The sequence below is a fragment of the Microbulbifer agarilyticus genome (genome assembly GCF_001999945.1).
Lineage (GTDB): Bacteria > Pseudomonadota > Gammaproteobacteria > Pseudomonadales > Cellvibrionaceae > Microbulbifer > Microbulbifer agarilyticus_A.
The window spans coordinates 3,790,880-3,806,822 of record NZ_CP019650.1 but is presented as its reverse complement, the minus strand read 5'-3'; the positions used below and the strand labels follow the sequence as shown (position 1 = coordinate 3,806,822).

The window sequence follows — 15,943 nt, the reverse complement described above, 5'->3', positions numbered from 1 at the left end:
GCCCACTGGAAAAGCGAAAAAGCGCTCAAATTGGTCGATGGCTGGCCGTTTGGGACGAACTTTGTGCAACAGTTTGTAGCAATATGCGCCATAGCGCGCATTTTTGCGCCTTCCGCTTCTGCACCGCCATGTTCGCCGCGGACTCAGTTCGGGGCGATTCGCAGCTCGTAATTCACCGCGTCCGCGCCCGGGTCGACGATGTCCAGCGCGATATGCACCGGGTTGCCAGCGGGCATCAGCCGTCGGCCGGACAGTTCACCGCGCAGGTAATCCCGCGGACTGAAGCGGCGGCTCGCCACCGGGCTGTTCTTCAGGTCGGTGAAGCGCAGCTGCAGGCTGGGGAAGGGCTGGTCGAATGGTGCGCGGTTGAGCAGAACCGCCTCTACGGCGAGGGCGCCGGGAATCGAGGGGTGGCTGCGCACCACCAGGTTAGCGGTGTGAATCGAATTTATGTCCACCTGCGCCGGCAGTTTACAGCCGATGTACGGGCATACCTGGGCGTAGAGGTTGCGCCAGGGTTCGCGCTTGCTGAGGGTGTCGAAGCCGAAGTAGGCGATCTGCGCCGCCAGCCCCAGCATCAATAGCAAGCTACCGAGGGCCCACAGCCAAGTTGGGATAATGTGGTGCCGTTTGGGCTGCCAGGACATTTCGATCGGCGCGGCGCCGATGGATGAGATCAGCTGGTCTTTGGGTAGCAGTGGCGCCGATTCCAGTTGGCCGGAATCCAGGTGCCGTGCACTCATTTCAGAGGGGGGCAGCTGAATGTCAGGCAGTGGCACCAGGTCATCATCGTTAACGGGGGCTTCTGCCGGGCAGGCAATTAGTTCTTCATGCTCGGCGGGGTCGGTGTCCTCCGTTGCTGCGAACTGCTCGGCGAACAGATCATCTTCCGACTGCTTGGCGCTGCCAGAGTGGATATTACTGGACTCCTCCCTGGCCATTTCTTCCGCCCAGGGGTTGTCCGATGTGTCGCCAATCCGGTCGAGCCCACTGTTCAGGTCCAGCAGGTCGCCCTGTCGGTCATCGTCGTCTTCACTGCCGAGCTCCTGCCACTGCTGTTCGCCAAAGGCATCGTCGATCAGTGGGTTGTCGTTTTGATTGTCGCTCTTTTGCGGGGTGGCGGCTTTATCGGCTGCAGCTTGCTTGGGGGCTGTCTTTGCTGAATCCGCCTGGGCCTCGTCCCCAGCCTGGTCGTCGCCATCCAGATCGATATCGTCGTGGATCAGGAAGTCGTCATCTTCCAGCAGCTCCTCGATGGCCTTTTTGTTGGCTGGCTGCGCATCGTCCTCGTTGAATACGATATTTTCGTCTGCACGGAATACTTGCAGGCAGGAGCCGCAGCGCACGGCACCACGGGCGGCGCGCAGCTGAGGTTCGCTGACGTGAAACGAGGTGCTGCAGTGGGGGCAGCGGGTAACCAGTTGCGACATGGATTTCGACGATTATTGCTTTGGCGTGGGAGTTTATCAGTCGTGAGGCCCGCCGCGTAGTCTGAGGCGTCTCAGTTGCGGCGTTGCGCACTCCGTGGTTTATCTGACGCGGGTTCCGCTCAGGCGGACCCACTCTTCCTTTTCACCATCTGCATCGAAATCGATCCACTGGCTATAGGCGGTTTTTACCTTGTCAGACTGGCTCGCCAGAATCCCGGACAGGCAGATGCGGCCGCCGACCTTGGTGCGCTCCACCAGTTGCGGGGCCAGTTCCACCAGCGGGCCGGCGAGGATGTTGGCGAGCATGATGTCTGCACTGGCATCTGCCGGTGTTTTCTCCGGTAGGTAGACCGGGAAGCGCTCCGGTTCGAGGCCGTTGCGCACCGCATTGTCGCGGCTGGCGATGAGTGCCTGGGGGTCGATATCGGTACCCAGGGCGCTCTCGGCACCCAGCAAAATGGCGGCGATACCCAGAATGCCGGAGCCACAGCCGAAATCGATGGCAGTCTTGCCCTGCACTGCTTCACCGGCGAGCCATTGTAAGCATAAGAAGGTAGTCGGGTGGGTGCCGGTGCCGAAAGCCAAGCCCGGGTCGAGAACGATGTTAACGGCATCCGGCGCGGGCGGTTCGCACCAGCTCGGGCAGATCCACAGGTTATCGGCGCACTGAATGGGCTTGTAGTTACTCATCCACTCCCGTTCCCAGTCCTTGTCTTCGAGCTGCTCCCAGCGGGCGTTGGGGAGGAGTTCACACAGGAACGAGGCCGCTTTGGCTTCGGTTATGCCGGTGTCGACCTCTGCATCGAACAGGCCGGTGACGAGGGTTTCGTCCCACAGGGGCGTCTCGCCGAGGCCGGGTTCGAGGATGGGCTGGTCGGCATTGTCTTGCAGGGTGACGGATACGGCGCCGGCGAATAGCAGAGCATTTTCAATCTTCTCGGCTTGTTCGCGGTTGGTGTTTACTCGTAGCTGGAGCCAGGGCATGTAGTTTGGTCCGGTAATGTGGGTCGTTGTTAAGTGCTTCCGTGGCGGCTCCGCTGCCGGTATGGCCCTGCGAGACACGCCGTGAACCCATCCATGGGGGCTCTTCTAAAACGTCCCTGTTTTAGAAGGTCTCGCAGGGCCATACCGGCAGCGAATCCTTCTCTTCAAAATTCAGCGTATTCTACTAGAACGTGGCAATAGAGCGGTGGTGCTTTCAGGGTAGGAGGGGAAAGACTGAAGGGGAAGCGCCGGGGGGCGGTTTTCAAAAGCGTCGGCGACAGGACGTCGCCGCCGCAGCGCCCAGGGATGGGTTCACAGCGGTTTTGAAAACCGATCCCCGGTGCTTTCCCGCCCCGGAGGTACTTCAGAGCGAAATACCTTCGGGGCGGGTGGAGAGGTCACAGGGCTTATTCGAGCCCCAGCTTCTTCTCTAGGTAGTGAATGTTCACCCCACCCTTGGCAAATTCCGCATCCCGAACCAGGTCTTCCTGCAAAGGAATGTTGGTTTTGATACCGGTGATGATGGTTTCGCTGAGGGCGACACGCATCCGCGCCAGTGCAGTTTCACGGTCTTCCGCGTGGGTGATGATCTTGGCGATCATGGAATCGTAGTTGGGCGGTACCGAGTAGCCCGCGTACAAGTGGGAGTCCACACGTACGCCCAAACCACCGGGTGCGTGGAAGTTTTCCACCTTGCCCGGGCTCGGGAAGAAGGTCTTCGGGTCTTCCGCGTTAATACGACACTCGAACGAGTGACCGGTAATCTTGATGTCTTCCTGTTTGAAAGAGAGCTTCTCACCCGCACATACGCGGATCTGCTCTTTAATCAGGTCAACGCCAGTCACCATTTCCGATACTGGATGCTCAACCTGAATACGGGTGTTCATCTCGATGAAGTAGAAACGCTCGTCTTCGTACAGGAACTCGAAAGTACCGGCACCGCGGTAGCCGATATCGATACATGCCTGAATACAGGAGTCCTGTACTTCCTTGCGTACCGCATCCGGAATGCCGGGCGCGGGTGCTTCTTCCAGAACCTTCTGGTGGCGGCGCTGCAGTGAGCAGTCGCGATCACCAAAATGCACGGCGCTGCCCTGTCCGTCGGACATTATCTGGATCTCCACGTGACGCGGATTCTGCAGGAATTTCTCCATATAGACGGTGCTGTCGCCAAACGCGGCAGCGGCTTCGGACTTGGTTACCGCGATGGAATTTACCAGTGCTCCTTCGCTGTGTACCACGCGCATACCGCGGCCACCACCACCGGCAGCCGCCTTGATAATGACTGGGAAACCGATCTTGCGTGCGATTTCCAGGCAGCGCTCACCATCGTCCGGCAGCGGGCCGTCAGAACCCGGTACCGTAGGTACGCCAGCTTTCTTCATGGCGGCGATTGCGGAAACCTTGTCACCCATCAGGCGAATCACGTCCGCGTCCGGGCCAATAAAGGTAAAGCCGCTTTTCTGTACCTGCTCGGCAAAATCCGCATTCTCAGCGAGAAAGCCGTATCCCGGATGCACCGCTACGGAATCGGTAATTTCCATCGCCGCGATGATCGCGGGGATATTCAGGTAGCTCTGGGGGGATGGGTTGGGGCCGATACATACGGCTTCATCCGCCAGGCGTACGTGCTTGAGATCGCGGTCAACCTGCGAGTGTACCGCTACCGTGGCGATGCCCATTTCTTTACAGGCGCGCAGCACCCGCAGGGCAATTTCGCCGCGGTTGGCAATCAGAATTTTTTCAAACATGCGTAAACGCCCCGGTTCAGGAAATAACGACGAGCGGCTGGTCAAACTCTACCGGTTGGCCGTCTTCTACCATGATTGCCTCAATGGTACCGGCCTTGTCCGCTTCGATCTGGTTCATCATTTTCATGGCTTCAACGATGCAGATGACGTCGCCGGCTTTTACCTGTTGGCCGACTTTTACGAAAGGATCGGCGCCGGGGCTGGAGGCCGCATAATAGGTGCCAACCATTGGGGATTTTACCGGGTGGCCGGTCAGAGCGGGGACCGCTTCTTCTGCAGGCGCGGCGGGTGCTGCAGCCGGCGCGGGCGCGGCCGGTGCCTGCGGTGCAGCGGGAGCGGCCGCTATCGGCATTGCCATTTGTGGCATCTGTATTGCGGCACCGCTGGGGCCACGACTGATGCGTACAGACTCTTCACCTTCTTTAATCTCCAGCTCGCCGATGTCGGACTCTTCGAGCAGTTCGATCAGTTTCTTGATTTTGCGGATATCCATAACAGTTCACTCTTGATCTTGTGTATACCGGTTCCCCGACACGCAGTCGGGAAATGAAAATCTTGGTTAGCCCAGTTGCTTGAGCGCAGCGCCCACGGCCAGGGTGTAGCTATTGGCCCCGAACCCACAAATCACGCCCTTGGCCAAGTCGGACAGATAGGAGTGGTGGCGGAAAGTCTCGCGGGCGTGGGGGTTTGACAGGTGTACCTCGATAAACGGAATGGCTACACCGGCCAGGGCATCGCGCAGCGCGACACTGGTGTGGGTAAAGGCTGCGGGATTGATAACGATGAAGTCGACCTTGTCGGCAAGCGCTTGGTGGATACGTTCCACCAGCACTCCTTCATGGTTGGTTTGCAGGCTGTCGAACGCACAGCCGGCCGCCGCACACTGCGCGCTGGCAGCTTCATTTATCTGGGAAAGGGTCGTGGAGCCGTAGATCTCCGGCTCGCGGGTGCCCAGCAGGTTCAGATTGGGGCCGTGTAGCAAAAGCAGTTTAGCCATTCTGTGCCTCGGTAAAGCGCGCAAAGTTGTGACTAAAATCGGGAAAAAGTCATGGAAGTTCCCGGAAAACCGCGTCACAAGGGGTGTTTGGCAAATTTCGCTTGGAGTTTGCCGCAAAAGTGACCCCCTGTCCATGCCTCAAATGTCGAAAAAGAGACGTTGCGCGCAGTTCGCCGAAGTTAGCGACCTAATTGCCGTAGTTTTTTATGAAAGGGTGGCGTTTTCGCCAGCGTGAATGGCCACAATGGCATTTTGGCCGCAAAGTGAGGTTAGGTGCCGCTGCGGCGATCAAGGCGAGAGGGGGGCGAGAGGTAGGAGATGGAAATCTTTTGTTGGAAGCTGCGATGCTAGCCGGAACAGCAAGCCAGGGATGCTGCCGGTGGCGTCGCCACCGGCAGTGGGGGGAGTTATCGGCTGGTGGATTCAGCGAGGCGCTCTTCGCTCACGGCGCTGTGCATGGCGGTGAGCAGACCGTCGCGGGTCAGGATTTGCGGCAAAATCTGTGGTTCACCGCCGCCCTCCGGAAACAGTAAGTACAACGGTACGCTGGAGCGACCATAGCGCGCGAGCAGCTCGGTGATTTGCGGGTCCTGGTTGGTCCAGTCTCCTTTCAGGGCGGTAATGCCAAGATCCTCTACCGCCGCGGTAATACGGTCGCTGGAAAGTACGACTTTTTCGTTGGCCAGGCAGGTGATGCACCAGGCAGCGGTCATGTTGATCAGCACCGGGCGGCCCTCACTGCGCGCAGCGGCAAGGGCTTCCGGCGAGTAGGTTTGCCAGTAATCGCTTTTGTTCGCCTGAGTTGGCTGGCCGGCATTGCTGTCCAGGTTGGGCAATACCCAAATGGCGCCGGCAACCGCGATCACGGCGGTGCTGGTCCGCAGCCAGGTTTTGCCAGTGGTTGCGGGGCGTGGCCACAGCCACAGGGCGAAGGCGATGGCGACCGCACCGGCCAGAACCAGGGTAACCCCGTCACTGCCGCTCTGGCGGCCCAGTACCCATAAAAGCCACACAGCGGTGAGATACATGGGGAAGGCCAGCAGTTGCTTGAGCGTTTCCATCCATGGGCCGGGGCGCGGCAGGCGTTGGGCCAGTGCGGGGATATAAGTAAGCAGCAAAAAGGGCGCCGCCATGCCGAAACCGAGTGCGGCGAATACCGCGAGTGCCACTGGCGCGGGTTGGGTCACGGCAAAGCCCAGCGCCGAGCCCATCATGGGTGCGGTACATGGGCTGGCCACTACGGTAGCCAGTGCGCCGGTGGAGAAGGAGCCGCTGAGGCCTTTGCTTTCACTGTTGGCGCCGAGCCCCATCAGGCGGCCGCCGAACTCGGTCAGCCCGGACAGGCTGAGGCCCATGGCGAAAAACAGGTAGGCCAGCGCCGCTACCACTACCGGTGACTGCAGCTGGAAGCCCCAGCCGACGGCCTCACCCGCGGCTCGTAGGCCCAGCATCAAAGCGGCAATCAGCAGGAAGGTTGCGACCACGCCCGCGGTGTAAGCCCAGCCGTGCAGCTGCTGGCGGTCACCGCTATTGGTGATGGTCAGCGCCTTAATGGACAGTACCGGGAAGACACAGGGCATCAGGTTCAGCAGCATGCCGCCACCAAATGCCAGCGCCATGGCCAATAACAGGTTGGAGAAAAGCGTGCTACTGGCGCTGCCGGCGAGGGGCGCAGAGCTGCCGCTTGCTGCGCCACTGGGGCCGGAGCCCAGACCACCACTGCCTTCAACGGGGGTGGCGGTTTTTTGCAGCAGATCCAGGTCAAAATTACGTGTTTGTGGCGGATAGCACAGGCCCGCATCCGCGCAGCCCTGATAGTTCACCTGCAGGCGGGCCTTGCTGGATCCCGCGGGCAGCGCTAGTGGAACTTCCAGCTGCCAGCGATACACCTCGGTTTCTTTTTCGAAATAGTCGTCCCAGATCACCTCGCCGCTTTGCAGAGTGAGCGGCAGTTCGGTCTTGTCTTCGCCGTTCAGCAGGTAGACCGACAGTTTGTCCCGGTACAGGTAATATTCTGGGGCGATTTGGAACAGGGCGGCGGCGTCCGTGTCATTTAACAGGACATCGAGCTGATAGGCTTCGTCCACTGGCAGAAAGTCGTCCTGGCCGCCACTGAGCGCGGCGAACGGGTTTTCCTGTTGGGCACTCGCCGGCGCGCTCAGCAGCACACTGCACAGCAATGCCGCCAGCAGAGCCATTGCCGCCCCCAGCTGGTTGAGTGGCGAGCGCCGTGTGTTCAACGGGTTGTGCGGATAAATTTCTCGCATGCCGGAAGTGTTCGCAGTCATCGGTAATAAAATTCTTTATAGTCGGGTCAGATTGGACTGTTATTGCAAGCCGTCGTTCCCCTGTTGAGGGGGTGGGCCCGGGTTGGATTCTGGCGTTTGCCGCAACCCTAGCGCAATTGCGCTGGCAGTATAACGGTGGTGTCGGTACAAAAAAACAACAGTTATCCCAGTGGGTGGCTGCTCCAGGGAGGTGGGTATCAGAAAGTTGAAGGCGGTCACTGTTTTCGCAACCGGTGCAACTGTGCTGTTGGCAGGGTGTGCGACGCCGCCGCCTCCGGTGCCGCAAGTGGTCGTGCCACCGGCACCCACGGGCCCCAGCCCGGAAGAGGTGCGCCAACGTACCATCCGCCACTTTCTGACGCGTGCGGAAGTGGCACAGCGTGAGGGGTTTATTACTATGCCGGCCGGTGCCAGTGCCTACGATTTTTACCTGCAGGTGCTGCAGCTCGACCCCGGTAATACCCAGGCCAAGGCGGGTATCCAGACCCTGGTGATGCATCAAGTGGATAGGGCGCGCGATGCCCTGCGTCGGCGGTCCTTCGGGCAGGTGAGCAGCTTGCTGAATACGGCGGATGAAATTGCGCCCGGTAACCCCTTGTCGGCTGAGGTGCGCGCGCAATTGCAGCGCGAGCAGCAGCGTGCTCGGCAGGATGTGACTTTGGACGGGCCCGGTGCACAAACTGTGGCACTGCCGCCAGCCGAACTGTCGGCGCGCTCCGAGGTCATGGTGCAGATGCTCACGACCACCGCACAGCGTATCCAGCAGCATCAGTTGCGGGTCATTATTGTTGCCCGCGACGATGCGGAGGGGCGCTGGATCTACAGCCAGTTGCGTCAGGCGGTTCCCGGATACCGGGTTCGAGGTGACATAAAGCTCGGCAATCCACCGCGTTTACTGTTACAAAAGAGTCGTTAAGCCGTACGCGCCAGATAACGGTGCGGGCGTTCGCAACCTACATCTATCGGGGGAGTCGATAATGAAAAAAAATCACACAGTGACTGGCCTGTTGCGGGGCATTGTTCTGGTGTCCTTGTTTGTTGCCGGCGCGATACATGCAAACGAGTCGACCGGTCAGCAGTCTGTTGAGCAGCTGAACGCTGTCGGCTACGCCCGGGAAATGCCACCGGGTGCGCCAATGGGGGCCGCGTACCTGGCGTTGCAAAATCTGTCCGCGAGCGAATATGTGCTTGAGCGCATCGAATTGCCGTCCCATCCGGAGGGCCGTGTGGAATTGCACACGACCTTGCAGGAGGGCGGTGTAAGTAAGATGCGCGCATTGAAAAACCTCGCCTTGCCGGCGCAGACTTCTATCGAAATGCGTCCCGGTGCTACGCATCTGATGGTGCACGGTGTCAGGCTGAAAGCGGGTGCAAAGTTGCCGGTGAGACTCGTATTTGCAGACGGCAGCAGCTACCAGCTCTCATTACCGGTGCTGGGGCTCAATGATGCATTGCCTGCGGGAATGAACGCTGAGGTGGAGCAGGAAGGTCATCACCACCATCACGGTCACCATGGGCACGGTTAACACATAATTTAAACCTTAACTGAAATATTGCGCCGCGGTTTGCGGACGTTACTGATAAAAAGTGGAGCCTTTTATGAAAACACTGCTGGCGATATTGGCAACGGGTTTTGCAATCATGCTGGGTGGCTGTGCGCACAGCCCGGTACAGGTTGAGATCAAACCGCAGGTGAGCGTTGCAGCGGATAATATCGGAGCGGGCTACACCCTTTCCGCGCGCGGCGCTAACCAGCTGAGCAACGATGGGCTCGGTTCTCTGGGGGGTATCTACTCGGATTCCTCGAATGTAACCCTGGCCAACAATATTGACCGGGCGATCGCCGATGCCCTGTATCAGGGTTTTGAAGCCTGGTCATTCCGTACCGTGGAGGGTGGCGGTGATGTACAGGTCGTAGCGACACTGACCGACTTGCGCTACACCAGCCCGAACAAGCTCTATACCACCAAGGTGGACTCCGGTGCGGCGATTCAGCTGCAGGTTACGGTAAAGGGCGCTACGTTTTTTGGTAACTACAGCACCAGTGGCAAAGACCGCAATCTGATCAAGCCGAGCAAGGAAGAGGTGCAGAGCACCATCAACCAGCTGCTGAGTGCTACATTGCAGCGCGCGTTTGAAGATGAAAAATTGAAGTCGTTCTTGCGCCAGCACCTGTAATGGGTGAAGCGGGTTTTGTGCTGGCCTGAAAAAATTTCCTCAAACTGTGTGAGTTCACACAAATTTGCAATAGAGGATGTACAAAGGTTACCGCGCCAGCGCGGGATTCGGTATTATTTTGAGAAGTTTGTTTTCGATCGGAAATTGTCACCGATCCGGTGTACAGTTAATTCCATATGCAATGCATTCTACGGTAACTGGTTACACCGCTCTGAGCATCCTGGCAACTGGCCCCTTGCGTGTTGTAACAGCGGGCCGTCTGCGCAGGCTGATTGAACTGGATGTCCCTTGACTGAATTTGACTCTCAAAACGCCACCTTTCATGGCCAGCTCGATGCATCGACGCCGGATATGGCGCCGAGTGCACAGATGAGCCCGGCTGCTGCCGAACTGGCGCTGGGTGAGGTGGCCGATGGCGTAGTGATTACCGATCCCTTTGGTCGCATCCGTTACAGTAATCCGCTGGCTGGCGAGCTGTGTGGCAGCCTTGTGGGCTTGCTGCCCGGCCAGATTTTGTCGGAATGTCTCAGCCTCGAAGATGACGAAGGTGTGGCATTAGATCTGGGTCTGAATTCAGGTGACGCCGCAGAAGAAGTGCCAAGCCGTCGGGAGTTGCGTGCCAATTTGCGCAGGCAGGGGCCGCGGGGCGCGGATGGTGAAGCCGAGCTGGTTGAAATCAGTGTTCAGATAAACAGCGTCAAAGACGGCATAAGCCTGGACGGTTATGTCGTTGTTCTGCGGCACACGTCGGAAGCGCGGCGTATTTCTTCCCGCCTCAGCTGGCAAAGCAGTCACGATACGCTCACGCGTCTTCCCAATCGTCAGACATTTGAGCAGGCCCTGCAGCAATTGCTCAACCGAGATACCGGACCGCGCCAGCACCATATCCTGCTGTATCTCGATGTCTATCAATTCAAAGTGGTCAATGACACCCTCGGCTACAGCGCCGGTGATGCATTGCTGGTTGCCATAGCCCGTATCCTTACCCAGTGTCTGGGCAAGAACGATTTGTTGGGTCGCGTAGGCAGTGATGAATTTGCTCTGCTGCTTCGCGATTGCACGCTCGAAGAAGCCAAACGCATTGTCACGCGCCTACGCGAGGCGGTGAACGATTTTGTATTCGAGTGGGAAACCAGTGAAACCCGCCCAGCCCTGTCCATTGGTGCGGTGAGTGTTGATACGCACGCACCACCTTCCAGCCAGCTGCTGGCCACCGCCAACGATGCGTGTAGTGCAGCCCGTGAACAGGGGCGCAACCGGGTAAAATTCTTTGGCGATTCGCGCAAAGCGCTGGAGAAACGCCGCGAGAGCACTTGGCTGGCAGAGATTCATGCGGCGATTCGCGATGACCGCTTGATGCTTTATCGCCAGCCCGTGGTGGCGCTGCAGGAAAAAAACCGAATTCATCACTACGAAGTGCTGGTGCGTATGCGCGGGCACGATGGCGATATCATTTCCCCGGGACTGTTTTTACCAGCAGCTGAGCGCTACGGCATTATCGATGATGTGGATCGCTGGGTGATCCGTAACATATTCAAGTATATGGCGCTCGAGCAGAGCAGTGGTGCCGGTGGTTTCCACTATGCGATTAATGTTTCCGGTATCAGCCTGGGCGATGAGTACTTTGCCGATTTTGTGCTGCGTGAACTGACCGATGCGGGGGTTGCGCCGTCGCGGGTGCAGTTTGAAATTACCGAAACCAGCGCGATCAATAACCTGGATCGTGCGCTGATGTTTATTCACAAGTTGCGTGCGGCCGGCTGCAGTTTTGCGCTGGATGATTTTGGCCGAGGCGCCTCCTCGCTGGCCTACTTGCGTCAGTTGCCGGTGGATTACCTGAAGATCGACGGCTCCTTTGTGCGCAATATGCTCGAAGATGAGATCGATAGTGCGATGGTGAGTACGGTGGACCACCTGGCCAAGCGGATGGGAATCAGCACCATTGCGGAATTTGCGGAAACTCCGGAGCTGCTCGAGCGATTACGTTTGATGGGGGTGGATTACGCGCAGGGGTTTGGAATTGCCGCCGCCTCCTGTCTGCCCGAAATCAGCGGGCCGCGACCGACGTCTGTGGATTGATCTATCAAACTACCGCTTGGATAGGGTCGAAGTTCTTGTGCTGGCGGCAAGGCGCCGGGCAAGGATTTTCAGGGCCGGGCCAGGCGGCCCCCTATAATTCTTTGCCCGGCGTTTTGTCTTCGCGTCTTGCTTCTTGGCCGCTTAAACGCTTGCGGTTTGCTCCAGCAATTCTTTGTGCTGTTCCGCACGCAAACGCGGCCCATACTGGCTCACTACTTGCGCTGCCGCCCGGCAAGCCAACTCACCTGCTTCGGCAAAACTCATACCGCGGTTAATCCCATACAAGAAAGCGCCGGCAAACATGTCGCCGGCACCATTGGTGTCGATGGCGTTTACCTTGGGGCTGGATACGCGGTATTCCTGTTCGCCGTCCCACAACAGGGCACCGTCGGCACCGAGGGTGATGGCGAAGGCCTTGCTGTGGTTGCGCAGGGTCTGTGCGGCTTCCTGCAGGGCATCGGTGGCGCAGTATTGCAGGGCTTCATCGCGGTTACAGAACAGTAGGTCGACGCCGCCGCCGATCATTTCTTTCAGACCGTCGTGGAACAGTTGCACCATCATGGGGTCGGATAAGCTCAGAGCGGTTTTTACGCCGCTGGACTCGGCCTGTTCGCGCAGGGCAATGGCAGCAGCGCGGCCGGTGGGTGACGACACCAAATAGCCTTCGATATATGCCCAGCGGGACTGCGCCAGCGCATCACTGTCGAGTTCATTGACTGATAGTTCGGCGCTGATGCCCAGATAGGTGTTCATGCTGCGCTCGGCGTCGGGGGTGATCAGTACCAGGCATTTGCCGGTAGTGCCCTCGGCGGCGTTGTTCAGGACCTCCGGGTAGTTCACGCCCGCTGCGGCCAGGTTGTCGCGGTAGAAGTTGCCGTTGGCATCGTCTGCGACCTTGCAGGAATAGAAGGTATCGAGGCCGAAGTAGCTGGCGGCGATGATGGTATTGGCACCGGAGCCGCCACAGGCGTGGCTGGCGGTGACCAGGTGGTTTTTCAGGTCGTCCACCAGCTGCTGCTGGCGCGCGTCGTCCACCAGGGTCATGACCCCTTTATCCACGCCGAGGGTTTTCAGGTCGCTGTCGGTGACTTCAATTTCGGTATCGAGCAGGGCGGCGCCAATGCCATAGAGTTCATACTGGTGCATGGGGTCGGGAGTCCGTGATTATTGGGCTGTGAATTTGGGAATGCGCGCATTATGGCGGCCACCCGGTCGAGTGCAAGTTTAGCGCTCGCTGCGCGCTGCGGCCGGTTCCACGGTTTGCTGACACCATGGCGCGTCGTAACCCGTTGGGTTTGACTTGTGTGCGGCCGACCTTATAAATGCCGCCTATAACAGCCTATGGTGCGGCTGGGGGCCAGTTGTGTACAAGTGCCAGTTGTGTGCAAGTGAGTGTATGCAAACGAGCCCGAGTGATTAACTGGCTGCGTCGACCGCACGTAGGCGCTGTTAGTGACATATTTTACGTTTCTGAGAAGTTTGAAGAGTTACCCGGATATCTATGCCAGCAACAAAACGTCGTACCCAGAAAAAGCGCGCTAACCGAAAAGAGGGGCGCCTGGGCCGTTGGATCAAGCGGCTGAGCTTGCTGGCCTTGCTCGGCGTGTTGCTGCTGGCCGGTTATATGGTGTGGCTGGACATGCAGTTGCGCGAGCGCCTCGACAGTCGCCAGTACCAGTTGCCAGCACGGGTGTTTGCGCGGCCGTTGGTCTTGCAGGAAGGGATGGTGATGCGGCCGGATGAGCTGGAGGCCGAGTTCTCTGCGCTCAACTATAAACAGGCGTCGCCCGTGGATGAGCCCGGCCAGTGGCAGCGCGAGGGCATGGAATATGTGGTGTGGCGCCGCGATTTTGTGCATGCGGACGGGCGCGAACGGGAAGCCAAGGTAAGCTTCCGCCTGCGCAATGACGAGCTGACTAACTTGCGCGATGAAACTGGTGCGGCGCTGGAAGAGTTCCGCCTGGATGCGGCGCCTATCGGTACGCTGCTTGGCGGCGGTGACGACCGCACACCGGTGCGCATAACAGAAATCCCACCGTTACTGGGTGCCACGCTGATTGCCGTGGAAGACCAGGATTTCGCCCATCATTTTGGGGTTTCTCCCCGCGGTATCGCCCGCGCCATGGTGGCCAACTTGCAGGCTGGTACCGTGGTCCAGGGTGGCTCAACCATCACCCAGCAGCTGGTGAAGAATATTTTCTTCGACCATAAGCCGAGCCTGTGGCGAAAATTCAACGAAGCCCTGATGGCTATCCTGATGGAGGTCCATTACGACAAGGCCTACATCCTGCAGGAATACATCAATGAGGTATGGCTGGGACAACAGGGCAGCCGTGCGATTTATGGCTTTGGCCTGGCGTCTGAGTTTTACTTCCACAAGCCTCTCAACCAGTTGGAACCCCATCAAATGGCGTTGCTGGTGGGGCTGGCCAAGGGCGCTTCCTACTACAACCCCTGGCGTCACCCCAAACGCGCGCTGGAGCGCCGCAATATCGTGCTCGACGTCATGGAAGAGCAGGGGCTGATCAGTGAGCAGGACCTGCAACGGCTCAAGGCCAAACCATTGGAAGTGGCAACCAAAGGTGCTGCCGCGCAGAACCCCTATCCCGCCTTTACCGAGCGATTGTTAGAGGAGTTGCGCCCCTACTACTCGGTGGAAGAGCTGCGCACCGCCGGCCTGCGGGTTTACACCACACTTGCCCCCTCGGTGCAGAAACTGGCAGAAGACGCGATTAGCCAGGGTGCCGACAAGCTGGAAAGTGACCGCAACATCGAGGCCAATTCGTTACAGGGCGCCACGGTAATTCTGGAAAATCACAGCGGCAATGTGCTGGCGATGGTGGGCGATCGCCGCCCTCACTATCCAGGGTTTAACCGCGCTCTGGAAGCTAACCGCCAGGTTGGCTCACTGATTAAGCCAGCCATTTATCTCACTGCGCTGGAGCGCCCGCACGAATTTAATCTGGCCACCCTGATCGATGATGCGCCCATTCGCGAAGTGGCGGCCGACGGCCAGGTGTGGATGCCGGCGAACTTTAACAACCGCAGCCACGGCCAGGTCCCGCTGTATGTTGCGCTGTCGCGCTCCTACAACCAGGCCACCGCGCGTCTCGGGTTGGACCTTGGTATTGAAAACGTGCGCGAAACCATTCGCCGCCTTGGCGTTGAAGCGAACCTGCCGCGGGTGCCCTCGCTGTTCCTGGGGGCGGTGGAAATGACTCCATTTCAGGTCGCGGGTATGTACCAGACCATGGCCAATGGCGGTGAGCATATAGTGCCGCGTACCTTGCTGGCGGTGTCCGATGCGGTGGGCGATCAGGTACAGCGCTTCCGTCCGAAAATGAACCGCGGCGTGGATGCGGTGCCGATTTATTTACTGCGCTACGGGCTTGAGCAGGTGATGCGTGAGGGTACCGGCAAAAGTGCCTACCGCAGCCTGCCCAACAGTGTGCCTTTTGCCGGCAAGACCGGTACCACCAATAATTACCGCGACAGCTGGTTTGCCGGGTTTAGCCCGGGAGTGACGGCGGTGGTGTGGCTTGGCCGCGACGATAACGAACGCACCGAGCTGACCGGCGCCACCGGTGCGCTGACGATCTGGACCGATATCATGCGCAAACTGCCTCACCGTCACGGCCGCATTCAGGCGCCCCGCGGCGTCGAGTGGAAGCCGGTGAATCAGAAGGGCGAATATATGGACCCGCGTCACTGCGAGGGCGGGCGCGAAATTCCGGTGTCGGTGGAGAGTCGCCTGAAGACCGATCCGCGCTGCGAGCGCCGTGGCTGGTTCCGCAATTGGTTTGATCGCGACGACGAGAATGTCGCACCGCGGGAAGACATGACCCCGGGCTGGGGCATTGATCCGGAGCAGCAACGCCGCGAGCAGATGCAGGAGCAGCGCGAACGGGAACGCCAATTGCGCGAGCAGCTGGAGCGTGAAGAGCAGTTCGGCCCGGAACAGTATCAGCAGATTCCTCCGGATGAAGCGGAGCGTTTGCGCCGCCTTGAGGAGTCCGCACGTTTGCAGGAGCAGCGCTATCAGGAAGAAGAGCGACGCGCCCAGGAGGAGCGACGTCGGTTAGATGAACGCCGGCGTCGTGGCGGCGTTACCGTGGAGGAAGCGCAACCCTGGCCGCCGCAGCAGGAAGAGGACCAGTGGCCCTGAGCATTTGCTGCCCGTGTAAGCGCGTGTAATGGCGTTAGTCTAAACCTCGCTACAAAAGCGAGGTAGCATGG

At 59.0% G+C, this 15,943-nt stretch carries 12 protein-coding genes; 5 read left to right on the top strand and 7 right to left on the bottom strand.

Annotation, left to right across the window (positions count from 1 at the left end; genetic code table 11):
- Nucleotides 1–143 precede the first annotated feature (143 nt).
- The 6 genes from Mag101_RS15740 to Mag101_RS15715 form a co-directional block, all read right to left on the bottom strand.
- Complete coding sequence (locus Mag101_RS15740) at nucleotides 144–1,430, bottom strand: DUF3426 domain-containing protein (RefSeq protein WP_077407193.1); 1,287 nt, start codon at nucleotides 1,428–1,430, stop codon at nucleotides 144–146.
- A 99-nt stretch (nucleotides 1,431–1,529) separates the two neighbouring features.
- Nucleotides 1,530–2,414 (bottom strand): 50S ribosomal protein L11 methyltransferase, encoded by an 885-nt coding sequence (gene prmA / locus Mag101_RS15735; RefSeq protein WP_077407190.1) that lies wholly within the window; start codon nucleotides 2,412–2,414, stop codon nucleotides 1,530–1,532.
- Nucleotides 2,415–2,821: 407 nt separating this feature from the next.
- Nucleotides 2,822–4,165 carry an acetyl-CoA carboxylase biotin carboxylase subunit gene (gene accC / locus Mag101_RS15730; protein ID WP_077407187.1) on the bottom strand — a complete coding sequence of 448 codons (1,344 nt, stop codon included), beginning with the start codon at nucleotides 4,163–4,165 and terminating at the stop codon, nucleotides 2,822–2,824.
- 16 nt (nucleotides 4,166–4,181) lie between these two features.
- Nucleotides 4,182–4,658 (bottom strand): acetyl-CoA carboxylase biotin carboxyl carrier protein, encoded by a 477-nt coding sequence (gene accB / locus Mag101_RS15725; protein ID WP_077407184.1) that lies wholly within the window; start codon nucleotides 4,656–4,658, stop codon nucleotides 4,182–4,184.
- Between the two features lie 66 nt (nucleotides 4,659–4,724).
- Entirely contained in the window at nucleotides 4,725–5,162 is a 438-nt protein-coding gene (gene aroQ, locus Mag101_RS15720) for a type II 3-dehydroquinate dehydratase (RefSeq protein WP_077407181.1), read from the bottom strand.
- Between the two features lie 407 nt (nucleotides 5,163–5,569).
- Nucleotides 5,570–7,450, bottom strand: a complete 1,881-nt coding sequence (locus Mag101_RS15715) for a protein-disulfide reductase DsbD family protein (RefSeq protein ID WP_077407178.1) — start codon at nucleotides 7,448–7,450, stop codon at nucleotides 5,570–5,572.
- Between the two features lie 241 nt (nucleotides 7,451–7,691).
- Between Mag101_RS15715 and Mag101_RS15710 the strand changes: the two genes are divergently transcribed.
- From Mag101_RS15710 to Mag101_RS15695, 4 genes are all read left to right on the top strand, one after another.
- Nucleotides 7,692–8,366, top strand: a complete 675-nt coding sequence (locus Mag101_RS15710; protein WP_157520447.1) for an N-acetylglucosaminyltransferase — start codon at nucleotides 7,692–7,694, stop codon at nucleotides 8,364–8,366.
- Nucleotides 8,367–8,427: 61 nt separating this feature from the next.
- A complete protein-coding gene (locus tag Mag101_RS15705) occupies nucleotides 8,428–8,976 on the top strand; it encodes a copper chaperone PCu(A)C (RefSeq protein ID WP_077407172.1) in 549 nt (182 codons plus the stop codon).
- A gap of 73 nt (nucleotides 8,977–9,049) precedes the next feature.
- Nucleotides 9,050–9,628 carry a YajG family lipoprotein gene (locus Mag101_RS15700; RefSeq protein WP_077407169.1) on the top strand — a complete coding sequence of 193 codons (579 nt, stop codon included), beginning with the start codon at nucleotides 9,050–9,052 and terminating at the stop codon, nucleotides 9,626–9,628.
- A 288-nt stretch (nucleotides 9,629–9,916) separates the two neighbouring features.
- Nucleotides 9,917–11,707, top strand: a complete 1,791-nt coding sequence (locus tag Mag101_RS15695) for a putative bifunctional diguanylate cyclase/phosphodiesterase (protein ID WP_077407166.1) — start codon at nucleotides 9,917–9,919, stop codon at nucleotides 11,705–11,707.
- A 141-nt stretch (nucleotides 11,708–11,848) separates the two neighbouring features.
- Here Mag101_RS15695 and Mag101_RS15690 read toward each other — a convergent pair whose 3' ends face one another.
- On the bottom strand, nucleotides 11,849–12,853 hold the full coding sequence (locus Mag101_RS15690) for an adenosine kinase (protein ID WP_077407164.1): 1,005 nt from the start codon (nucleotides 12,851–12,853) through the stop codon (nucleotides 11,849–11,851).
- 355 nt (nucleotides 12,854–13,208) lie between these two features.
- Between Mag101_RS15690 and mrcB the strand changes: the two genes are divergently transcribed.
- On the top strand, nucleotides 13,209–15,872 hold the full coding sequence (gene mrcB / locus Mag101_RS15685) for a penicillin-binding protein 1B (RefSeq protein ID WP_077407160.1): 2,664 nt from the start codon (nucleotides 13,209–13,211) through the stop codon (nucleotides 15,870–15,872).
- The last annotated feature ends 71 nt before the right edge of the window (nucleotides 15,873–15,943 follow it).